The 21918-nt window shown below is 58.4% G+C and carries 22 protein-coding genes and 1 other annotated feature; of the genes, 10 read left to right on the top strand and 12 right to left on the bottom strand.

Annotated elements, in window-relative coordinates; genetic code table 11:
* Window positions 1-19: 19 nt before the first annotated feature.
* Together GXP70_RS08680 and GXP70_RS08675 are read right to left on the bottom strand one after the other, a co-directional pair.
* Window positions 20-1195, bottom strand: a complete 1176-nt coding sequence (locus GXP70_RS08680) for a transglutaminase domain-containing protein (RefSeq protein WP_162356079.1) — start codon at window positions 1193-1195, stop codon at window positions 20-22.
* Window positions 1196-1261: 66 nt separating this feature from the next.
* The gene (locus GXP70_RS08675) at window positions 1262-1705 is read right to left on the bottom strand and encodes a hypothetical protein (RefSeq protein WP_162356078.1); all 444 of its coding nucleotides are present in this window, start codon (window positions 1703-1705) and stop codon (window positions 1262-1264) included.
* 211 nt (window positions 1706-1916) lie between these two features.
* Here GXP70_RS08675 and GXP70_RS08670 point away from each other — a divergent pair, with 211 nt between their 5' ends.
* Window positions 1917-3131 carry an MFS transporter gene (locus GXP70_RS08670; protein WP_162356077.1) on the top strand — a complete coding sequence of 405 codons (1215 nt, stop codon included), beginning with the start codon at window positions 1917-1919 and terminating at the stop codon, window positions 3129-3131.
* 383 nt (window positions 3132-3514) lie between these two features.
* Window positions 3515-3889: a toprim domain-containing protein gene (locus tag GXP70_RS08665; RefSeq protein WP_162356076.1), complete on the top strand. Its 375-nt coding sequence runs from the start codon at window positions 3515-3517 to the stop codon at window positions 3887-3889.
* 761 nt (window positions 3890-4650) lie between these two features.
* On the opposite strand, the gene GXP70_RS08660 is transcribed toward GXP70_RS08665, so the two are convergent.
* From GXP70_RS08660 to cyoE, 3 genes are all read right to left on the bottom strand, one after another.
* Window positions 4651-5595 (bottom strand): AEC family transporter, encoded by a 945-nt coding sequence (locus tag GXP70_RS08660; protein WP_162356075.1) that lies wholly within the window; start codon window positions 5593-5595, stop codon window positions 4651-4653.
* Window positions 5596-5600: 5 nt separating this feature from the next.
* The gene (locus GXP70_RS08655) at window positions 5601-6221 is read right to left on the bottom strand and encodes an SCO family protein (protein WP_162356074.1); all 621 of its coding nucleotides are present in this window, start codon (window positions 6219-6221) and stop codon (window positions 5601-5603) included.
* 146 nt (window positions 6222-6367) lie between these two features.
* A complete protein-coding gene (gene cyoE, locus GXP70_RS08650; protein ID WP_263864106.1) occupies window positions 6368-7231 on the bottom strand; it encodes a heme o synthase in 864 nt (287 codons plus the stop codon).
* Between the two features lie 228 nt (window positions 7232-7459).
* On the opposite strand from cyoE, the gene GXP70_RS08645 reads away from it, so the two are divergent.
* Window positions 7460-7882 carry a cell wall hydrolase gene (locus GXP70_RS08645; RefSeq protein WP_162360371.1) on the top strand — a complete coding sequence of 141 codons (423 nt, stop codon included), beginning with the start codon at window positions 7460-7462 and terminating at the stop codon, window positions 7880-7882.
* 41 nt (window positions 7883-7923) lie between these two features.
* Window positions 7924-8508 (top strand): spore coat protein GerQ, encoded by a 585-nt coding sequence (gene gerQ / locus GXP70_RS08640; protein WP_162356072.1) that lies wholly within the window; start codon window positions 7924-7926, stop codon window positions 8506-8508.
* On the opposite strand, the gene GXP70_RS08635 is transcribed toward gerQ, so the two are convergent.
* Complete coding sequence (locus GXP70_RS08635; RefSeq protein WP_162356071.1) at window positions 8483-8782, bottom strand: hypothetical protein; 300 nt, start codon at window positions 8780-8782, stop codon at window positions 8483-8485. The genes gerQ and GXP70_RS08635 overlap by 26 nt on opposite strands.
* Before the next feature lie 169 nt (window positions 8783-8951).
* On the opposite strand from GXP70_RS08635, the gene GXP70_RS08630 reads away from it, so the two are divergent.
* Entirely contained in the window at window positions 8952-9938 is a 987-nt protein-coding gene (locus GXP70_RS08630) for a metal-dependent hydrolase (protein WP_162356070.1), read from the top strand.
* Window positions 9939-10177: 239 nt separating this feature from the next.
* Here the strand turns inward: GXP70_RS08630 and GXP70_RS08625 are convergent, their stop codons facing one another.
* Window positions 10178-10405, bottom strand: coding sequence for an alpha/beta-type small acid-soluble spore protein (locus tag GXP70_RS08625; RefSeq protein ID WP_162356069.1), 228 nt, complete (start codon window positions 10403-10405; stop codon window positions 10178-10180).
* 118 nt (window positions 10406-10523) lie between these two features.
* Here GXP70_RS08625 and GXP70_RS08620 point away from each other — a divergent pair, with 118 nt between their 5' ends.
* The gene (locus tag GXP70_RS08620) at window positions 10524-10700 is read left to right on the top strand and encodes a DUF5325 family protein (protein WP_162356068.1); all 177 of its coding nucleotides are present in this window, start codon (window positions 10524-10526) and stop codon (window positions 10698-10700) included.
* 130 nt (window positions 10701-10830) lie between these two features.
* On the opposite strand, the gene trpS is transcribed toward GXP70_RS08620, so the two are convergent.
* Window positions 10831-11817, bottom strand: a complete 987-nt coding sequence (trpS, locus tag GXP70_RS08615) for a tryptophan--tRNA ligase (protein WP_162356067.1) — start codon at window positions 11815-11817, stop codon at window positions 10831-10833.
* Window positions 11818-11862: 45 nt separating this feature from the next.
* Window positions 11863-12115 (bottom strand) — a binding site (T-box leader).
* A gap of 624 nt (window positions 12116-12739) precedes the next feature.
* Here trpS and GXP70_RS08610 point away from each other — a divergent pair.
* Window positions 12740-13744 carry a YihY/virulence factor BrkB family protein gene (locus tag GXP70_RS08610; protein WP_225442725.1) on the top strand — a complete coding sequence of 335 codons (1005 nt, stop codon included), beginning with the start codon at window positions 12740-12742 and terminating at the stop codon, window positions 13742-13744.
* 797 nt (window positions 13745-14541) lie between these two features.
* Here the strand turns inward: GXP70_RS08610 and GXP70_RS08605 are convergent.
* Window positions 14542-16455: a beta-propeller fold lactonase family protein gene (locus tag GXP70_RS08605; RefSeq protein WP_162356066.1), complete on the bottom strand. Its 1914-nt coding sequence runs from the start codon at window positions 16453-16455 to the stop codon at window positions 14542-14544.
* Between the two features lie 49 nt (window positions 16456-16504).
* The gene (locus GXP70_RS08600; RefSeq protein WP_162356065.1) at window positions 16505-18532 is read right to left on the bottom strand and encodes a hypothetical protein; all 2028 of its coding nucleotides are present in this window, start codon (window positions 18530-18532) and stop codon (window positions 16505-16507) included.
* 217 nt (window positions 18533-18749) lie between these two features.
* On the opposite strand from GXP70_RS08600, the gene GXP70_RS08595 reads away from it, so the two are divergent.
* The 3 genes from GXP70_RS08595 to GXP70_RS08585 all read left to right on the top strand — a co-directional run bounded on the left by GXP70_RS08595 (window position 18750) and on the right by GXP70_RS08585 (window position 20342).
* Entirely contained in the window at window positions 18750-19676 is a 927-nt protein-coding gene (locus GXP70_RS08595; RefSeq protein WP_162356064.1) for a permease, read from the top strand.
* Window positions 19677-19689: 13 nt separating this feature from the next.
* The gene (locus GXP70_RS08590; protein ID WP_162356063.1) at window positions 19690-20016 is read left to right on the top strand and encodes a DUF1980 domain-containing protein; all 327 of its coding nucleotides are present in this window, start codon (window positions 19690-19692) and stop codon (window positions 20014-20016) included.
* Window positions 20017-20129: 113 nt separating this feature from the next.
* Window positions 20130-20342, top strand: coding sequence for an alpha/beta-type small acid-soluble spore protein (locus GXP70_RS08585; RefSeq protein ID WP_162356062.1), 213 nt, complete (start codon window positions 20130-20132; stop codon window positions 20340-20342).
* A 190-nt stretch (window positions 20343-20532) separates the two neighbouring features.
* On the opposite strand, the gene GXP70_RS08580 is transcribed toward GXP70_RS08585, so the two are convergent.
* Both GXP70_RS08580 and GXP70_RS08575 read right to left on the bottom strand, forming a co-directional pair.
* A complete protein-coding gene (locus GXP70_RS08580; RefSeq protein WP_162356061.1) occupies window positions 20533-20934 on the bottom strand; it encodes an O-methyltransferase in 402 nt (133 codons plus the stop codon).
* Between the two features lie 320 nt (window positions 20935-21254).
* Window positions 21255-21914, bottom strand: a complete 660-nt coding sequence (locus GXP70_RS08575) for an SGNH/GDSL hydrolase family protein (RefSeq protein WP_162356060.1) — start codon at window positions 21912-21914, stop codon at window positions 21255-21257.
* Window positions 21915-21918: the final 4 nt, after the last annotated feature.

Here is a 21918-nt window from a genome sequence, read left to right as displayed (position 1 = left end):
TAACTCCTTTCCGTGATCCTTAAACGTCGCGAATATGCGACTTCGAGAAGCCTTGCGGATTGAACCAGTCGCCCGAGGATGCCCACGTCGCATCGAGCGGTATCCATTTGCCGCCGGCATCCGCCAGCTTCACTTCGTTCCAGGCGTGCGGGCCGTACCCGCCGTTCCCCGTCGCGCCGACGCCGGTCACGACGCGTACCTCCAGGCCGACGGAGCGCGCCATCACCGCATAAAGGCGGGCAACGTCGATACAGACGCCTTTCCGCGTCGCGAAGGTATCGGTCGGCGTCTGTTCCTTCCAGATGCCGCGTTCCACATAGTTATCCGCTTTATCCCAATCGTACGCGATCCGCGTGCCGACCCAGTCGTAGAGCGCACGGGCCTTCTGCTCGTCCGTCGGCGAATTTTTCGTTACCGCTGCCGCGGCGGCCTCGATGTTCGGCGGTATCGCCGCGTCGATCACATCGTACTTCCGCTCCAGCACGCGGCGGAATTCCGCTTCGACGGCTTCCGTGAACACGGGCCCCCGCTTCAGCACGTCGCCCGCCACGGGATCGAGCAGCTCCGACGCCGTCTTATTGTACAGCGCGGAGTCGCGGATGATGTCGGTGCCGAACGCATTCGGCAGGATGGACACGTAGACGAACAGGCACGCCATCGCGATGAACGCGCGTCCGCCGCCGAGCAGCGCGCCGAGCATGGCGCCCGTCGTCCGGCTGGCCGTGCCGGAGATGAACGGCATCGTTCCGCTTCGCTCCGTCCGTCGCATGTCGCGGCCGCGCGGCAGCAAACCGTCGACCAGTCCGAAGACGATTGGCTCGACCGCGTGCAGCAACAGCCGTAATAACGCGTACAGGAGCAGGAAGAGCGCCCCGAAGCGCAGCAGCTCGAAATCGCGCAAGCTCGTGATCGCCGTGTACCAGAACTGCTTCAGCCCGCCCATCTCTTCCCTTGGAATCGCGATGCCGCGCTCCACCAGCCAGTCCCGCACGAACGGCGACGCATACATCGCGCCGCTGCCCGCCAGGAGGAGGGAAACGACGACCGCCGCCGCCTGCCAAATAAAAAAGAAAAGGTGCTTCGCGGAACCCGACGCACCTCTTCTCATTCCCGTAATCAAGGAGACAAGCAGGATAAGCACCGCCATGAGCGCAACCGGTTCCGGTTTGAGCAAGGTTTGAACCCATGCATGCATGATGAAGCCTCCTTCGAAACCATTATTGCGCCATGCTCTCGGCATCCTGCCAAGCGATCGGCGAAGCTAGACGTTCTTCTTCGCCTGATCGATCAATGCCTGGATCGCCGCATCGATTTTCCATGTGCCCAGCGGCGTGCCGCCGAACACCACGTCTACTTTGCCGTCGCCGGGCGTGCCGGTCAGCTCGAGGTTCTTCGTCTTGACCGTGAACGTTCCGTCGCTGTTATTCGTAAAGGTCGCATCCTTCGCTTCGCCGGCCATCGCCGATATCGCTTCCTGCTTCACGCTGTCCGCCACTTTCGTCGTGATGGACTTGACGTCTTCAAGCGAATAACCGCTATAGATGACGACGCCTGCCAGAATCGCGACGACGATCAGCCATTTCACGACCGTCTTCACAATGCGAATGACCAGCAGAAGCACGACGAGCGCAATAACCAAGAACAGCCAGTTATCCTTAAAAAATTGCACCCATGTATCCGAGTCATAGTTAAAATCAAAGCTCATTTTGCGCGCACCCCTCAATTATACCGCCAATCGGCCATTATACCAAACATTATAACCCATGTCCCTGGGAGCGTAAACCAGGACGCGCCGGCAGACATAACGGGGCTTCGAAACGCGTACAAGTAGTAACAGTCATGTCCATGCGCCGAGAAGGCTTGCTTCGCGACCGGCCGAACCGCCGATCATTATACGCCAAAGGAGTCGTGATCCGTTGAAAACCGCCATCTGGCTTTACCTGTTCCTGTTCGTCGCCTTCTTCGACCTGCACGCCCAGTATCCCATCCTTACGCCGTTCGCCGTGTCGCTCGGGGCCGCGCCTTCCTTCATCGGCCTCATGATGGGGCTGTATTCCATCACCCATCTGCCGGGCAATCTGCTTGCCGGCTTCGGCGTCGACCGGTTCGGCAGCCGCCTGTTCATCGTCTTCAGCCTCGGCGCCGCCGGCGTCATCCTGCTGCTGCAATCGCATGTGACGAATCCGTGGGAGCTCCTGACGCTGCGGTCCATCAGCGGCTTCGTGCTCGCGTTCCTGTCTCCGGCGTGCATGTCGCTGCTCGCGCGCGTCGCCACGAGCCGCGTCAGGCAGCGCAAGCTGATGGCTGGCAACGGTCTCGTGCATACGCTCGCCTCCGTCGTATCGCCCGCCGCCGGCGCTTACTTGGTCGCGCAGATCGGCTTCGCGACCGCCTTCAACGTGCTGGGCTGGGTGCTCGTCGTGACCGCGGTCTGCGCCTTGTTCTTCATCCGCGACGTTCCGGCGCAGCTCGCGCAGCCGTTAGGCAGCCTTCAGCTGGCCAAAGCCCAAGCGGAGCTTGCCGGCATGCGCGGCGAGGGCGCCGAGCCGGACGCGAAGCCGGAACGCCCGACCGCGATTCCTTGGCTCATCTTCCTGCTGCCGATCGCCATGAGCTGCGCCCAGGGCATCCTGTCCTTCGAGCTGCCGCTCATGTCGACCACCAAAGAAGGCATGATGACGACAGGCCTGCTCTTCTCCATCGTCAGTCTCGGGGCGCTGCTCACGCTCAGCCTGCTGTTCCTGAACAAGCTGTCGCCGTTTCTGCGTTCGTTATGGGGCGCTTTCCTGCTCGCGATTACGTACTTCGCCATTGCCGCCGGGGCGCCGCTGCCGTTCTACGCGCTGCTGTTCGTGCTCGGCATGGCCAAGGGGATCGTGTTCCCCGCGCTGTCCTCGCTCCTGATCGAACGCAGCGGCGGCGAGCGGTACGGCCGCGTCTTCTCGATTCTGTCCATCGCCTTCTCCATCGGCGCTTTCTTGGGGCCGATGCTTGCCGGGCATCTGCGCGATTTCGTCTCGCCGTACTATATCGCCTTCGTCGGCTTGATGATCGCCGTCGCGGTGCTGCCGCTCTTCGCCGATACGCCGCGCACGCGCGACGCCGGCGCCCATTTTTCCCATTCTGGGTAAAGGCACAGGGCTGATATCATTCCGGGGCATACATTACAGAGTGGCAAGTGGTCGCGATGCTTCCGGCACCGCGATCGAAGCCCTAGTCCTCATTAGGCGAAAGAGGGGTGACTTCACAATGTCTCAATGTGTAGAGCCAATCCACGGTGGCCATCACCATGGCCTTACGTCTCCTGCCGCAATTCTCGTCCTTTTCATCCTGCTGGTAATCGTACTTTGCGGTTGCTTCTGCTAATTGCCGAGTCGCCATAGCAAGAAGAACCGGCTGCGAGCCTGGGACGGCGCGGCGTGCTTCTTCGACCAAGACGGTCTGCCGGATCCGGCGGGCCGTCTTTTCGTTTGGCCGGGAACTCTGCTAAGATGGCGGAAGAGGTGAGTCAGCGATGACGGATATCGTCTTGATTGTGGAGGGCAAGAACGACCGCAGCCGGCTGCGGCGCGTGCTGAGCGAGGAAGTGCCGATTCTGTGCACCTACGGCACGCCGGGCACGGAGCAGATCGACAAGCTTCGCCGGCAGGCCGGCGACGGGCAAGTGTACATATTCACGGACAATGACGCTTCCGGCCGGCGCATCCGCGGCATGCTTCGCGACGCGTTTCCCGACGCCGAGCATATTCATACGCGCCGCGGCTATCCGGGCGTGGAGAAGACGCCGGAGGAGTATTTGATCGAGCAACTGGAAAAGGCGGGGCTGGAGGCGTATATTATGTATCCGCCGCAGGGTGCCGTCCAATGGAGTAAGGAAGATGGACTGTAATATGAAAGGCATGCCCTGCGGTGCGTGGTGGGTCTCCGATCGCCTTTTGCTGCCGGATAATTTGGATTGAATTCAAATAAGTATATTATCCGGCTGCAAGGGCGACCACTTCGTTTCTCCGACTCCACCTCGCCCCTCCGGGCACTTATTAAAATTCCGGTCCACTTGAGCGTGATGCAAGTGGAAATCTAAAACATTTTAAGGCATGCCCTCCGGTGCGTGGTGGGTCTCCGATCGCCTTTTGCTGCCGGATAATTTGGATTGAATTCAAATAAGTATATTATCCGGCTGCAAGGGCGACCACTTCGTTTCTCCGACTCCACCTCGCCCCTCCGGGCACTTATTAAAATTCCGTAAGGATCCCCCGCTAAGACAAGCGGACAGACGTTCCGTTATTTTGGCAAAATCGTGCTTTTGAGGCAGTGCACGGACACAGGATCCGTTAATGTCCCCCGATGACATCGAAAACAGGTTAATCAGCCGCTATAACGGATCTCCTGTCCGCGAGCACACGGAAAAACGTGATAAAGCAGCGAATAACGAATCTCCTGTCCGCTTCCTTGCATCGGCGGACGAACCGTGCACCAGCCGTCAAGAAACCGGCTGGTTCGAAACGGACACGGCCGTCCATGACACGCCGGCGAAGCGCCAACAGGATTTTGTTCGTGCTCCAAGGCGCTGTTTGCCGCGGGCCTGCTCGAAGCGACGTCTAGTTCTCGACAATCTGAAAGCATGCCTCAGCGAAGGCATGCTTTTCTTGTTTAGATATGCAGAAAATAAATGACGCAAGTTACCGTAATGATGCTTATCGTCGTGGACAACAGCACGACCTGAGAGGCGAATTCCGGTTCGTTGTCGAATTCAACGGCCAGCAGAACGCTGGATAACGAGGTCGGCACGGACGATGACACGATCAGCGCCTTGGCCATCAGGCTGTCGATCATGGTGACGTTGTTCGTGCGCAGCAGCCAGACGACCGCCGCCGCGAGCAGCGGGCCTCCGATCAGGCGCAGCGCGCAGGACACGAGCACGTCCTTGATCTTCGGATGGCGGAACGTCAGCTTCATGCTGCCCAATTGCACGCCGAGCGTAATGAGCGCGATGCCGATGAAAGCATTGGCCAAGTAACCGAGCGGCGTGGACAGCGCCAGCGGGATGGGTACGTGCAGGTTGTGCAGCAGCAAGCCGAGCGGAATGGCGTAGATGACCGGCTGGCCGAGGATCGTCCGGCCGATGTCCCGCGCTTGCAGCTTATGCGAATTCACGTTGTAGATCCCGTATGTATTCGGCAGGAGCGACTGCATCATCATGATCAGCACCTGGACGGACAGCGTGTACGCATTGGAGGCGAACGCCAATTGATTGAGCGGGATGCCGTAGTTCGCGCTGTTATAGAACAATACGCTGTTGCGCACGGCGCCCTTCATCGCCCTGGGCGTCTTCCGGATGCGGATGGCCGCTTCCACGCAGCCGTAGAGCAGCGCCATGAACAGGAAGAAGAACAGCAGCACCTTGAACAGGACGTTGACCGGAATGTCGGTCGTATACAATAAATTAAAGATCATAGCCGGAGAGAACAAATAAAAGTTAAGCTTGGACAAGGTTTTGATATCCAAAGAAAAAACCCGATGCAGCGTGATGCCTAAAGCAATCATGACTGACAACGGGATTACATTGTTCCAAAGTATGGAGATGAATATGGTCATCGGCGTTATTCTTTCACGAGCGCATCGATGACGTCCGTGATCTTGTCCGCGTTCTGCGTCTCGTCGATCGAACCGGTCATGTATTTGCGCACGACGCCTTTACGGTCAATGAACGTAATCGTGTCGGTATGCGAGAAGGTGTTCGCGGCCTCGTCCTTCAAGAGCGCGAGCCCGAAATCCTTCATCAGCTTCTCCGTATCTTCCGCGCTGTCCTCGCGCAGGAATTTCCAGCCGTCCTGATCAATGTCGAATTTGGTCGAATACGATCGGAGCGCCTCCGTCGTATCGCGTTTCGGATCGAACGTAACCCACAGAAACTCGACGTCCTTGCCGAACGTCCCCTTGTCCTTCAGCTTGTTCTGCACTTGCGTCATCAGATAGGTCGTCGGCGGGCAAATGTCCGGGCAGTTGGCGAAGAAGAAGTACACGACCCTGACTTTGCCGTTCGTATTTTGCAGCGTGACCTGGTTATTGTCCAGATCGCTCAGCGAGAAGCTCGGCGCGTCCATGATGTCGTCCAGCTTGACGCTCGAGCCTTTCGAGGAAGAAAGGTATAGATAAAGTCCCATCGCGGCGCACAGCAGCAGCACCGCAATCGCAAAACCGTATTTGCGCACAACTTGCACGTCTTCGTCCTCCCCCTGGATGCATGGGCGAGCAGTTCCGCGTCAGCGGAACGACCAGCCCCGGTTGCATGGGCGAGCAGTTCCGTTAGCGGAACGACCAGCCCCGGTTGCATGGGCGAGCAGTTCCGTTAGCGGAACGACCAGCCCTAACCGATCATGCCGTTCGTATCCGCGATCATGATCAGGAATACGACCATCAGATAGTTAATGGAAATGAGAAAATTCGTTCTTGCCCACTTGGTCGTATCGCTCGCGCGCAAGCCCATGAACGTGTGTACGAGCCATACGATGCCGAGTAACAGCGAAATGATCAGGAACGTGTATCCGACATAATCGTAAGCGAACATTAGGATGCCTGTCGGAATGAGCAGCAGAATGTAGGGCTGCATTTGCAGCTTCGTCCGCGGAATGCCCTTCACCACCGGCAGCAGCGGAAAGCCCGCCGCGCGGTATTCTTCGACTCTCCGGATCGCGAGCGACCAGAAATGCGCCGGCTGCCACAGGAAGAGCAGCGCGAACAGAATCCAAGCGCCTTCGTCGACGACGCCCGTTACCGCGCAATAGCCGATGACCGGAGGCATCGCCCCGGAAATGCCGCCGATGGACGTGCTCCATGTCGACGTCCGTTTCAGCCACATCGTGTAAATAACGACATAAACGAAGAAGCCGAGCAGTCCGAGCCAGCCTGTGAGTGGATTCACAAGCGCGAACAGCACAAGCTCGCCGATAATGCCGAGCGCGATCCCGTAAATCAGCACGTTGGTCGGCTTGAGCCGTTGCGTCGGGAGCGCGCGGTTCTTGGTACGTTCCATCTTCTTGTCCAAGTCGCGGTCCCAGTAGTTATTGATCACGCACGCCGATGCCATCGTCAATGCCGATCCGATCAGCATGTACAGCAGCAGCAACCAATCGATATCCCATTTGGAAGCGACCCAGAACCCGCCGAACGCAGCGATCGCGTTTAGTCGTATGATGCTCGGTTTTGTCAGGGCCACATAATCTTTAAGCACAGCCAGCCTCCCCGCTTCCGATCCCGATGAGCGATAGATTCGCCCATTTATTTTATTTATTTTGTCTTTAAAATCGTTCTTAATCATACCGAAAAAACAGGCTCTTGACAATGTTCGAGGTTCCAGTTCATGAATTTGACACCGGTTGGAACCATTTTGCCCAGCTCTCAATACACTGTCAATGTGGTTCATGGCCCAATCGAACTGAAAGGAAGGGAAGGTTCGGCAATGGCAGTCATCAAAACCAATTCGGAGCAAACGAAGCTCTTGGCACGTCTTCTTCGCGCCGAAGCGGAAGGCGAGGGCAACCTCGGCATGCTGATGGTCGGCAATGTCGGCGTCAACCGCGTTCTGGGCAACTGCATGGATTTCAAAAACATCCGCACGATTCAGCAGATGGTGTTCCAAAGCCCCGGCGGATTCGAAGCGACGCAGAAGGGTTACTTCTATCAGTCTGCCCGGGACAATGAAATCAACCTTGCCAAACGGGTCATCAACGGCGAGCGCCGGTGGCCGGCAACGAATGCCTTATGGTACTTCCGCCCGGCGAACAGCTGCCCGGCGACATGGTGGGATCAGCAGCTTGTCGACCGCTTCAAAGCGCATTGCTTCTATGCGCCAACGGCTTCCGATTGTCCTGCAGTTTATTAACGAACCGGCAACAAATTCATGAAAGCGAGGAATTACGAGTGATGTCAAACGGTTACGGCTACAACACAGCGGTAAGTCCAGCAAGTACGGGAGGCTTCCCAGGCTACGGCTACGGCGGCGGTTTCCAGCAGCCGGTCGCGACTCCTTTTCCGGGAACGCAAATGCCAGCCCAGATGCCTGCGCAAATGCCGATGCAAATGCCGATGCAATCGCCATTGGTAGCAGGCGCGTCCACGCAGCCTCCAACAACAGTACCTAGCGGTTCGTTCGTTACGCCTGCCGGCGGCAACATCGTCGCCGTTCCGGTAACGGAAGAATCTTACGTCGAGAACATCCTGCGGATGAACCGCGGCAAAATGGCGACCTTCTACATGACATACGAGAACAACCGCGAGTGGAACGCCAAAGTATTCCGCGGCATCATCGAAGCTGCCGGCCGCGACCATATCATCATCAGCGACCCGTCCACGGGCATGCGCTACCTCTTGCTGACGCTGAACCTGGACTATGTGACGTTCGACGGACCGATCAACTACGAATATACGTTTGGCGGCGTCACGATCACCAACAACACGGCATTGCCGTCGACGGGCACGACGACTAACACAACCCCGGCCGGCCGTTAATCGGCTTGAACGTCCAGGCATGGATTTTGGCGCTGCCGCCCGGCACCCAGTCCGCCATATCCAGCCAAGAAGAACGCTCCCCGCAGCGTTCTTTTTTTATGCGTTCCGCTTCCTCGCCGTCCTCCGCCTCCCACACCTCGACGAACAAGAGCGGCTGGTCCGTTCCTTCATACAGCTTGAAATCCGGGAATTCGGCTTGCTTCCCCGCGATCCAGTCCCGGTAACGGCGTTCCGCCGCCGCTTCGATGCGGTACTCCACGAAACAAATAAACATGAAATTCATCCTTCCGTTATAAACGCCCACGATTCGGAAAATACTTAAGCGTACATATAGATGAAGCGGCTGCTGCCTTCCTCTTGGCGGCGCGGCGCGTTTCATGCATTAGCAATATGAGCCAGTATACCAGAATTCCACCATCGCATGCATAAGGAGGTTCTAAGCTATGGATAGCGGAACGCATTTGGTCTTCGGCCTCGGGCTGGCCGGCCTCGCTACGATCGACCCGGCCGTCGCCTCGGACCAGACGCTCTACGCCGCCGTGCTGGTCGGCACGGTGCTCGGATCGCAAGCGCCGGATATGGACGGCGTGCTGCGGCTGAAGAGCAATGCCGCCTACATCCGGAATCATCGCGGCGCCTCGCATTCCATTCCCGCCGTCGCGCTGTGGACGATTGCCATTACGCTGCTGCTCGAAGCGATTTTCCGGTTTCGTCTGCCCTGGGTTCATCTGGGCGGCTGGGTGCTGCTGGCCGTATGCGTCCACGTGTGCTCGGATTTGTTCAACACGTACGGAACGCAAGCCGCGCGGCCGTTCACGCAGAAATGGATATCATGGAACATTATCCATATTTTCGATCCCGTCATCTTCGTCTCCCATCTGATCGCCATCACGCTGTGGGCGCTTCGCCTGGGCGATCCGACGATTATTTTCCCGCTGCTGTACGCTTTCCTGATCGTGTACTATATATGGCGCACCGTGACCCACAGATCGCTTCAGGCGCGGCTCTTCCGGCTGGATCCGGACCACGGCGAAGGCGACCGGTATATTCTCATTCCGACGATCTCGCTCTACGATTGGAACGTGGTCAAACGTCGGCCGGACGGCCGTTTTTTCATCGGCGACTTCCGCCGCGGCAAGCTGCGCTGGATCGACAGCGCCAAATGCGAGGAGCATCCGGCCATCGATCGTTCGCGGAACGACCCGTCCATCCGGGCTTTCCTGTACTTCTCTTCCTTCGCCTGCGCCGACGTGCAGGAGCGCGCCTGGGGGTACGAGGTTCGCTGGTCCGACGTCCGCTACAGGCACCGCAAGCAATATCCGTTCGTCGGCGTGCTGCTCATGGACAAAGAATACAAGACGCTCGGTTCTTACGTCGGCTGGTTGAGCGACGAGCGGCTGCAGAAGCGGCTGCGCATGAATACGTACTGACGCTGACCTCCGGCACCCGTGCGGGCCATCCTGCGGCCCGGAGGGAATAACATGCTAACATGCCCGGAGGGAACCGACTTGACTCCGCGTGCCTCTTCTTGCACAATAGAAGAGGCTTTTTTGCGCGCTGCTCGCGCGACTCCGTCTCCATGCATGTACGGCAGCGCTTCGGCAAATAAGCAGAAGCTCAAGGTTTCCCTTGAGCTTCTGGATGGTTTTTCTGAATATCCGGTTATGGATTAACGGAATTGCGAACCACCGGACAGTTGTTGCTCGGCGATTTGGACAAGTTTACGCGTGATGTATCCGCCGAGAGAGCCGGCGTCACGAGTAGAGAAGTTGCCATAGTAGCCGTCTTGCGGGATTTGAATGCCCAGCTCTTGTGCTGCCTCGTACTTCAATTGGCTAAGTGCTGCGCTTGCTTGCGGTACAACCAACGTATTGCTGTTGCTGTTACGTCCTGCCATGTTGAGATTTCTCCTTTCAACTCTTACGATGGTGTGTTGCAAACTTATTATGATTCGTTCGCGAGTAGAATATGCTAAACTCGCTCAAATATTTTATCGCGTGAAGGAGTAGGTTCTCATGTCCAAGCCGATGGCGCTGTTCTTCTCGATTTTCTCCGTGCTTCTGATGTGCGCCACAGCCATTTCCATTAGCTATAACGGGTGGCTCGCGGCGCTTTGCTTCCTCTTGACGATTTGCAGCATCGGCGCCGGTTTCATCGTTAACGCCAAAATGAGACGCCGCAGACAGGGTTGATCCCTGCTGCGGCGTTCGTCTTGTTCCCCTATGCGGCTATATCGTGCTTCGTATGGTTCGTGCGGCGTTTCGTAACGGCGATTCATAAACGGCTGCTCTGGCGGCTCTGACGGCTGCCTGGCCGCCTAGATTAACGTGGCAGCAGGAAGCCCATTTTCTCCTTCGCGCTGCGCAGGATTTGATTCGCGACGGTCGACACGTTCTCCGCGCCCTGCTTCAAGATGTCGTGGATCTCGCCGGAGCTGCGAATCTCCGCATACCGCTTCTGCAGCGGCTCCAGCTTCGAGACGACGGCCTCGGCCAAGTCCTTCTTGAACGCGCCGTAGCCCTGCCCCTCGTATTTCGCCTGAATTTCCTCCAGCGTCATGTCCGCGCAGTGCGCGTAAATGCTCATCAGGTTGCTGACTTCCGGCTTCTCGGCCGGGTTATAGATGACGTCGCGGCCGGAGTCCGTCGTTGCGCGGCTGAGCTTCTTGCGGATGACGTCCGGCGGGTCGAGCAGCGCGATGTAGCTCGCCGGGTTCGGATTGCTCTTGCTCATCTTCTTGGACGCGTCGTCCAGCGACATGATCCGCGCGCCGACTTTCGGAATGTACGGCTCGGGAATCGTGAACAGATCGCCGAAGCGCTGGTTGAACCGCTGCGCCAAGTCGCGCGTCAGCTCCAGATGCTGCTTCTGGTCGTCTCCGACCGGCACGAGATCCGCGTTGTACAGCAGAATGTCCGCCGCCATCAGCGTCGGGTACACGAACAAGCCCGCGCCGACGGAATCCTTGCCCGTCGACTTGTCTTTGAATTGCGTCATGCGCTCCAGCTCGCCCATGTAAGCCAGCGTCGTGAACAGCCAGCCCAGCTCGGCATGCGCCGATACGTGGGATTGCGCGAACACGCTCGCTTTCGCCGGATCGATGCCCGCCGCGATGAAGAGCGCCGCCACCGATTCCGTCTGCTCCCGAAGCGCAGCCGGCTCCTGCGGCACCGTGATGGCGTGCAGGTCGACGACCATGAAGAAGCATTCGTGCGTCTCCTGCAGCTTCACGAAATTTTGAATCGCCCCGATGTAGTTGCCCAGCGTCAGCTGACCGCTCGGCTGAATGCCCGATAACACGCGTTTCATTGAAAAACCCTCCTTCGAAATTGAACGCAAAAAAAGCCCTCCGCCGCAAGGGACGAGGACCGTGGTGCCACCCTAATTTGTTTGCTGCGCGACACGGCAAGCGCTGTGCGGGCGCGGCAAACCTCCAAGCTTCTTAACGCGAAGCGATCACGGCGATCCATACGGAGCTCCGTACGAAGCTCTTTCCTGACCGCGCTCGGGGATCCATTCGGCCCTCGGACGTCTGCGCCGGTTCGCACCATCCACCGGCTCTCTGAAGCGTTCATCCGCGCTTACTTGTTCCCGTCATTGCTTTAGGACGATTATACCTTGCAGGCGGCTAATGTCAAGGGGGAGGCGGCCTATCCCCCAAGGTGGACCGCAAGAGCTCCTGCCTGGGGGAGCGGAACTGGGCTCTCGAAATCCTCCAAGGTGGACCGCAAGGACTCCTGCCTGGGGGAGCGGGACTGGGCTCTCGAAATCCTCCAAGGTGGACCGCAAGGACTACTCCTGCCGGGGGGAGCGGGACTGGGCCCCCGGAATCCCCCAAGGTGGATCGCAAGGGCCTCCTGCCTGGGGAGCGGGACTTGGCCCCCGAAATCCCCCAAGGTGGACCGCAAAGGCCTCCTGCCTGGGGGAGCGGGACTGGGCCCCCGGAATCCCCCAAGGTGGACCGCAAGGACTTCTTCACGGTTGCCGACCGAACGCCCGCATATTGGTCCGTTCCCACGGCATCGGCGCTTGGTGGGTCTCTTCGAGCTCATGCTCGTTATTGTCGCCTTCGGGACAACTGTCGGCGCATTCGTGGTCGGCGCATTCGGTTCTGCAGGGACTTCTTTTTACCACCGACAAGACTTCGCCCAACCCCGCATAGCATTGTAGTAGAGGTTCGTCCATTTAAGGGCTGGTTATAAGGTAGTAAAGCTTGGAAGGAGGGATTCCGATGACTACTCCCTGGTCCCGTTCCGGTTCCGATCCTGGCGAGACGCGCGGAGCCGGATCCGCGCCGCCCGTCAAGTCGCGTTCCGTGTCGGCTGCCTCTCCTCCTCGGGCGCGGCGAATGGGCATTCTGTCTTTTTCGAAACATTTGTACTGCCGCTTCCAGGATGACGACGTGCAGGCGATGGGGGCGCAGCTGACGTACTACTTGATTCTGTCCTTCTTCCCCTTCCTCATCTTCATCATCGCGCTGCTCAGCTTCGCCGACTTGACGGTGAAGGACGTGATCGACCGTATCGCTCCCGTCATGCCGCAAGTGTCGGCGCAGACGATCGGCGATGCGTTCGCCGAGATCCAGAAGGCGCGCAGCGGACCGCTGCTGTCGTTCGGGCTGCTTGTCACGATCTGGTCCGCCTCGAGCGGCGTCGGCGCGGTCATAAAGGCGCTGAACAAGGCCTACGACATCGAAGAAACGCGGCCGTTCTGGAAGGTCAAAGCGTATGCGCTCCTCTTTACCGTCGTTCTTGCTCTCGTAATCGTGTTCTGCCTGGTCATGCTCATCTTCGGGCGCGTTATCGGCGATATGCTGTACCGCTACGCGCGGCTGCCGGGCAATTTTGCCGCCTTCTGGCAGTTCGCCCAGTTCGCGTTGCCGATCGCCGTCATGGCCATCGTCTTCGCCGCCCTGTACTTGTACGCGCCGAACCTGCGCCTCCGCTTCCGGGAAGTCTTACCGGGGGCGCTGTTCGCGACATTCGGCTGGATCGCCACATCGCTCGCGTTCTCGTTCTATGTCAACAATTTCGGTAACTACTCCAAAACCTACGGCAGCATAGGCGGCATTATCGTCCTGCTGACCTGGCTCTACCTGTCGAGCATCGTCATCGTGCTCGGCGGCGAGATCAACGCGGTGCTCCATTTCGACCGCAACGGCAAGACGAAGGAAACCAACAAGCAGTTTGCCATTCCAATCCCCTTCTTCAATCGGAACAAGCAGAAGCGACGTTAACTACAGTTGAGCCTGAGGCTAGGCGAGACTATAGTCGACCGACCGATTTGTAGTGCCGGTCATGCGTCCGCCCGGAGCCTTTCCGCAACGGTATGGCCAACTAAGGATGATGAGGGATGATGAGGATTGTGCGGAGCTCTGATTTCCTGCCTTCAGGAAGGAATTGGCGTCTTTATTTATGAATTCCTGCCTTTGGGAAGGAATTCGCCGCTTTGCTCCACGTGAGGCTGCGAATTTCTGCCTCTGGGAAGGATTTCACGGCTTTTCACGACCGTCTTCGGCGGGCAAAGTTGTCCGAATGACAACTTTATTGGCACTTTTGCAGATCTTCGGCGGGTAAAGTCGTCCGAATGACAACTTTATCGACACTTTTGCAGATCTTCGGCGGGTAAAGTTGTCCGAATGACAACTTTACCGGCATTTTTGCAGGTCTTCGGCGGGTAAAGTTGTCCGAATGACAACTTTATCGACACTTTGCCGGTCTGCGGCGAGTTAAGTTGCCCGAATGGCAACTTTTCGACTTTTTTGCTATTCTGCAGCAGGTGTGTAAGGTTCTTTGCAAGCCTACTGACTTTGCTCGGCGCGGAGCGCTGAATTCCTCCCTTCTGGAAGGAATCTGCGACTTTCCTCGGCGTGAAATTGGCAATCAAACCCGAAAGACCTCATCCCCCACTGTGCAGCGGAGTTCGAGGTCCTTTCGCGCTTTAACTGGGATGTTCCTATGTCATGCGAAACCGAATTGGATAGCCGCCGGGAGCAGACAAAGCCGCAGCGTACGTACGCTGCGGCTTCTCCCGTTATTGAATTTGCTTCAAATACGCCACCAAGTCGCTGATTTCCTTGTCGGACAGATCAGACGTGTGCCCGTGCTCGTCGCCGGCACGTTGGATGACGTCCTCCAGCGTCGGGGCGCTGCCATCGTGCAAATACGGCGCCGTCGCGTACACGCCCCGCAGCGTCGGCGTATCGTACATGCCCCGCGGGCGCGTGTTCTTGAACGCCCCGCGGGCGTCTCCGCCGTAGTCGACGTCCGCGCTGTTAACCGTTCCGACGTTGTGCAGGTACGACGTGTTATCCGTCGTCAGCTGCCCGTCGCCTCCGGTCGCTTTCGCGCTGTCGGTCATGACGTCCGTCGCATGGCACGTGACGCACTGCGCCTTGCCTTCGAAAATCGCTTTGCCGCGCTGCGCAGCCTCCGTCAATTGCCCGTCCTCGGTCCGGAACGGACTTTGCGGCACCGGGAAGGCATCCGGCATGCGCATATACGCTTCGAGCGCGTCGAACAGCTTCTTCGCGTCATCCGGCATCGGCTTCGCCGGATCGACGTCGCTCAGGCCGCCCATCTCGCCCTGCACCGTATGAATGTAGTCGTAGAAGTCGTCGCGGCTGCCGTCCCACATGAACAGACCCGTCTCGAACGCGAGGACGTTGCTCGGCACGTTCCGCGGCCCTTTGGCCGTCATGATCGACATCCGGTCGACTTCGCCGTCGGAATGGCAGGACGCGCAGCTCATCCAGTTGCTGCCCACGAGCGCGTTATCGTCGGTATTGGCGCTGTAGAACAACGTCTTCCCGAGCCGCTGCTGCGCGTTCAACCGGTCTTGCGCGATCAGCTTGAGCGGCTTGCCGTCGACGCGCGCCTGGCCGCCTTCTTCGTCCGCGGGCGGAAGGTTGACGACGGTCAGATCATGCGAGCTGGCATTGTGGATATACAGCTTGCCGCCGTCCTTCGACATGACCATGCCGATCGGCAGATCGCCGGGCAAATGATGGATGATCTGACCCGCTCTGCCGCCGCGGGCGATGTCGAACACGAGCAAATCCTCGCTTCCGCCCATCAGCGCGTACGCTTTCTCGCCGTCGGGCGAGAACACGATATCGGTCGGATTGGAGACGATGATCGTCTTGCCGAACTTATCCTTCACGTCGATCGCCTTGAACAGCTCCTTGCGCGATTTCGTGTCTTCTTCGCCGGTTTGCGCATCGACGACCGACAGCGCCGGAAAAATCACTTCCTCGAACTGTACCGGCGTATCCGTATTCGTGAGCAGATGCGCTTCCCACAGCGATTTGCCGTCCGGCGTCAGACGCAGCTGCTCCACCGTGTTCGGCGTGCCTTGACTCTTCTTCCGGTCCGGCAGGTCGGGCGACGGCGCAAGCGCCTTGTCGCTTACCCGCTTCATGGTCGCCGTGTCATAGATCGACGTTGCGCTCGTCAAGTAATCCGACACGTACAGCTTGCCGCCATCGGCGGCTAATGCGATCGCGCGCGGATTCGTTCCCGCCTGCACCTGCTTCAGCACGGCGCGCGTTTCGGCATTGAGCACGGACACGGTGCCGGACCGGTAGTTCGTGACGTACAGCAATTTACCGTCCGGGCTTCCCACGATGCCGTACGGCTCGATGCCCGTCTTCACGGAGCCGAGCACGGTGCCGCGAGCGATATCGACCCATTCAACCGAGTCGGCATACCGGCATGTGACATAGAGCATGGAACCGTCGGCGGACAGCGCTAGCTCCCTGGGCTCCTTGCCGACGGGAATTTCTTTCTTCACGCTGAGCTTCTTCGCATCGACGACGGACACGGTATTCGTATCGTTGTTCGCGACGTACAGCGTGCCGCCATCCCGGCTCATGACGATGCTGCTGCCGGATTGCGGCCCGCGGACTTCGTCGCCGTCGTCATGCGAGCATGCGCTTAACAACGCCATAACGGCGAGTGCAGCCGCACCCGCCGTTAATCTGATCCCCCGCCGTCCGCTACTTGCTGATCGTAACCGGAAGAAGAATCGGAGCAATGCCATGATCACCATGTCCCTTCTGAAGCTGCGGCACCGTATCGCCATCGGTGTTGCCGGAATCGTCGCCTTCCTTGTACACGTCCCCGGTATCCCAGAATTCGCTGGCCTGCATGCCTTCGTCCAGCTTCGGCCCGTTGACGACTTGGCGGAAGAACGTTACGTAACGGTCCTGGATCGCGCTCTGGTCGAGCGATTTCGGCGCTTCCGCGTCGCCGCTCGTATTCTTCAGATGCTCCAGCGCCAGACGGAAGACCGCCGATACGCCGCCAGCCGTGAACGCGTCGTACTTCGCTTCTTTGCCGCTCGTATAATAAGCCTTCAAATCATTGCTCCAAAGCTTGTCGTCCATCGCGGCATACAATTTGCGCGCCGCATCCCGGTACTTCTCGTCCTCGGTGACGAGGAAGGCGGACGTCAAGCCGCGAATGGCGCCGATTTGCGCTTGCAGCGACGTTTCTCCGCTCGTCTTGCCCTTGGCCGTATCGTACCCGGTCTCGGCCAGGCCGTCTTTATTGATCAGCGTATTCAAAATGAAATCCGCCTGTTTCCGAATCATTTCCTTCGCCGCCGCGCCTTGCGCCGTTTTCAAGCCTTCGGCCGCCTCGCCGTTGGCATAGCCGACCGGCAAGCCGTCGATGGCCCGCTCGAACATGCGCAGCGCTTCGATCGTATAGCCCGCCTGGAACGTATCGACCTGCGTGCCTTGCTTATCGCCGTCCGACTCCGTCATGAACGCGCCCGCCTGCTCGTTCCAGTGGCGATTCTTCACGTTGTCGAACACCGAGAGCAGCACGTCGCGGGTAACGGTGTACGGATCCGTGGAGGCGATATCGTTGCTGTCGTCTTCATCGACGTTGACCGCCGGCGCTGCCGGGAACGGATCGCCGTCGAATACGCGGGCGAATGCCGGATTGCGGTTCGGGTTCGCCGTGCGCTGGTCGGTCATGCCGAAGAACTCCGACGTCGGCCAGAGCATCAGCCATTGATCCTGCAGCAGGCTGCGGCCGTCGCTTACCTTAAGGCTCTTGACGTCAGTGAAATCCTTGTCGCCGTTCTCTTCGACGTCGATCGCATGCGGCAGATAGCCGCCGGAAGCGTTCGCCAGCGTGCCAAGGCTCTTGGCCGCCGGATTATAGAACAGATTGTCGCGGACATACAGCAGCTTATTCCATACTTCATCGGTCAAAATCATGCCCTGCATCCCGTCCACCGAGCTGACGCCGAGTTTCAAGCCTTGATCGGCTTCAGGTCCCGCTTTGGCCGTGGAAGCGTCCACTTCCTCGTCGCTCTTCGCATCATGCAGGTTGCCGAGGAAGTCGCCCGCCCACAGCGATTGCTTCAGCATCGTGCCGCCGTAAGCCGCGGGAACGAGCTGTTTCTTCATCTTGTCGCGGTTCCAGCGGAGCGAAGCGAAGTCGACTTGAAAATTCGGGATATACGCGCCGTCTTCGCCGTCCGCGTACTTCGCGGTATCGATGTCCTGACCGTATTGCGGGTCGCCCGACGCGTATTCGATAAACGTCGGGAACATGTTCTGCTGAATATCTTCCGCCGGTTGTCCGACGCTCTCCGCCATATGCTGGAAGCGCGAAGCGAGCAGCTCGTTGTTGGATACGCCTGCTTGTTTGGCCTCCGCCGCCGTTGCGGGTCCGTTCACCAAATGAAGGCCAAGCCCGGATTTCTCGACGACCTCGTACATCGCCTCTTCGGAGTATTCATAGGATTCGATGCCTGCTTTGTAGTCGAACGCGGTCGGCTGATCGATCTTGCCCGCATCCAGTACGTCGAGATCGACGCCGAGCGATTCCGCGAGCGGCTCGCCGGAAAGCTCGAATTCCGCGTAGGCAAACATATTCCCTGCCGTATCGAAGCTGTAGTCCGACACCTTCACGTGCACGTCGTCGTTACTGCAGCCCGTCACGGCAGCAGAACAGGCCAACAGAGCGGAAATCGCCGCATAGCCGGTTGTTTTCTTGCGCCAGTTCATTTGATTGAGGTCCCCTAACTGAAATAATATCAATGAGAATCATTATCACACAAAACGAATTCTACTCCTGTTTCAATGGGTTGGCAATCTTTTTTTGAACGGCCGCCTGATTTGCCGTTCCAGATTGTCCTGCCCGCGAACAAGCCCGCATACGTTATAGATAGCAGCCGTCGTCAGCGGCGGCCGCACAGGCGTTTCGCGCAAAGGAGAGCCTCCCATGCATGAATTCCAGCATATATTCATCAGCATCATTATTGAAGCGTTTCCGTTCATCCTGCTCGGCGTCCTCGTCTCGGCCTTGCTTCAAGTATTCGTCTCGGATGGGTTGATCGCCAGACTGACGCCGCGCAACCCGATCGCCGGCGTGCTGTTCGGCAGCCTGCTCGGCCTGCTGCTGCCCTTATGCGAATGCGGCATGATCCCGATCGTGCGCAGGCTGATTCGCAAGGGCATGCCGCCTTATATCGGCATGGTGTTCATCTTCGCGGGACCGATTCTCAATCCGATCGTGTTCGTCTCCACGTTCAACGCGTTCCGCGCCGACCCGGCGATCGCTTACGCCCGGATGGGGCTTGCCCTTGCCGTATGCGTCCTGCTCGGCCTGCTGCTGTTCGTCTTCATGAAGCGCAGTCCGCTCAAGCTGGGCCTTCACGCCTTCGTCTCGCAAGGCTCCCGGACGCCGGATGACGAACATTACCAGTATAATCACGGCCATGCCGGCGGCGGACTCCAAGACCGCATCCAGGCAACGTTCACGCATGCGTCCGAAGAATTCTTCGATATCGGCAAATATTTGATCATCGGCGCCTTCATTACCGCGCTCGCCCAATCGGCGCTCGATCCTTCGCTCCTTCAGGACGTAAGCGGCTCGCCTGCGCTGGCCTCGCTCTTCATGATGGCGGCGGGGTTCGTCCTCTCGCTCTGCTCGACCTCCGACGCCTTCGTCGCTTCATCGCTGCAGGGCGTTTTCGGTCCCGGCGCGCTGCTCGCTTTTCTCGTGTTCGGCCCGATGGTCGACTTCAAGAGCTTGCTGCTTCTCTTCGCTACCTTCCGCAGCAAAGTCGTCGTCGGCATCGTGGCATGCCTGATCGCCGCCGTATGGATCGGCTCGCTGCTGACGGAGCGGCTTGTATTCGGAACTTGAGGAGGCCTGGACCATGTCGACCAGACAACGCAGAATGATCATCCACCATCTCGTCCGGTGCTGCATTCTCGGCGCATTCGGACTCTATATCGTGTCACTGACCCGCTCGGGCACGCTCCTCCTCTTCGTCGAGCCGAATCTCGCCGTTGCGGTGAAGCTGTCCGCCATCGGCCTGTTCGCAACGGCGATCTACCAGCTGCAGGCCGCCGTTCAACAATGGCAGGGCGTCGACCCGGCCGCCTGCGACTGCAATCATGAGCCGCCGCGCTCGCTGCTCGCCAACCTGCTGGTATACGCGCTGTTCCTGCTTCCGCTCGTGTTCGGCCTTCTGCACGGATAACCTCCCGGCTGTATAAGTCCGGCTGGAAATAACTGCATGCGATCCTGCCTTCGCCGCTTTGCATAAACGTTTCCAGCGTATCCATACTAAGGGTACGGAAGGAGGTGACTGCAATGGCTTCCAACAACACCCTGGTCGTCCCTCATGCGCATGCGGCGCTCGATCAAATGAAATACGAAGTCGCGCGCGAAATCGGCATTGCCATTCCGCAAGACGGATATTACGGCGACATGGCGACCCGAGACGCAGGCGCGCTCGGCGGCAACATCACTCGCAGACTCGTGCAAATGGCCGAAATGCAGCTTGCAGGCAGAGCTTCCCGTTAAGGACCACGCGGCGCTCTCCGGGCGGCCTATCGTCCGAACACGAAGAGACGCAGCGGCAACGGCCGTTGGTTCATGACAGCGGAACGCGTTTCAGACCGGAGGACCTCAACGCCGGAGAAATCGAAACTTGCTTTCTTGTTGGCAAAGAAAAAGCTGCCCCTGCGAGCCGAGGCAGCTTCTTTGCTATGTATCAATTGGTTTCGCGCAGTGCCTGTTGATTGAATTTCGGCGTGTAGCGGAACATGTTGGCCAAATTATAATTGCTCTCGAAGAGGATGCTTGCCGACCACGTACCGGAACGGACGGAGAAGTCGTACATGATCTCGCCGTGCGTCCAGTTCCGCTTCAGCTTGATGGAGTCGACCGCCATCTGCCGGAAAGCCTGCACCTGTTCGTGCGACATCCCCTGCTCCGATTGGCCGATCCGGCCGTTCTTGCTCTCGATGGGGTTGTGGCGGACGCCATATTTCCCGACAACGTTGTTCCGAATTTGGATGATGACCGTTCCCGCCATGGAATGCAGCAATTCTTCTTCCAATTGTTTAAATACGTAATCAACTTGCCGAGTCAACGCCATTGCACCAATCTCCATCTGTCTCCCGCCTTTGCATATCCTATTTAGGATGGATTTTCCATATCATCCTACAGACCCATTATAGGACAGCCCTTTCCAGCTTACAACTATTTTTTACAAAAATCTTACACATTTTTAGTTCCTTCGACATCTTTTCTCGAGAACCTTACAGTTCTTTCGATGCGTTATCTCTTCTCGCTCATCGCGATACGGACTTGCCTGCCGTGTAAACAACGCAAAAAAGCCGCAGGTCCGAGACCGATGCGGCTTGATAAGCTGCCACGGCTTGAGGCAAGCCGTCGCTTCTATAATGTGGTTCTGTAATCCAATGGGCGCTTCTACAAGCCTTTGTCGTACTCGTACCCGATCGCCTGCAGGAAGGCGCGCGCCAGCACGGCATGTCCGGCCTGGTTCGGATGCACGCGGTCCCATGCGAGCGAACCGGAGTAGAGATGCTCCAGCACGCGGTTGAACGCCGCCTGCGTATCCACGAACAGCGTGCCGTACTTGGCGGCGATCCGCTTGACTGCCGCGCCGTACAGGTCCATCTGCGCACGCATCCGGTCTTCGGCATTCGGCTCGATGAAGAACGGCGTCATCAGGACAAGCCCCTTCAGCTGCGGCAGCGTCGCCGCGACCAGACCATCCAGCGTTGCCTCGTACTCCTCTAGATACACATGCGCTTCCGTGATCGTCGGCGAGTCGAACTGGCGCCAGACGTCGTTCGTCCCGATCATAATGGAGAGCCAGTCCGGCTTCAGATCGAGGACGTCGGTCTGCCAGCGTCCCTTCAGGTCGCGGACGGTGTTGCCGCTCGTGCCCATGTTCACGACGCGAATGCCGCGTTCCGGATAACCGGCCGTGATCAGCGCGTCTACGACGCCGACATAGCCTTTGCCGATCGCGCCGAACAAGCCTTCCCCGACCGGTCTCGCGCGCTCGCAGTCCGTAATGGAATCGCCGATCATGACCAGTTTCTCCTTGTTGCCAATACGCATGGTC

Origin of the sequence: Paenibacillus lycopersici (genome assembly GCF_010119935.1) — a bacterium.
In the GTDB taxonomy this organism is placed as follows: domain Bacteria; phylum Bacillota; class Bacilli; order Paenibacillales; family Paenibacillaceae; genus Paenibacillus_Z; species Paenibacillus_Z lycopersici.
The sequence above is the reverse complement of the archived record's forward strand: the minus strand, read 5'-3'. Positions and strand labels throughout refer to the sequence as shown.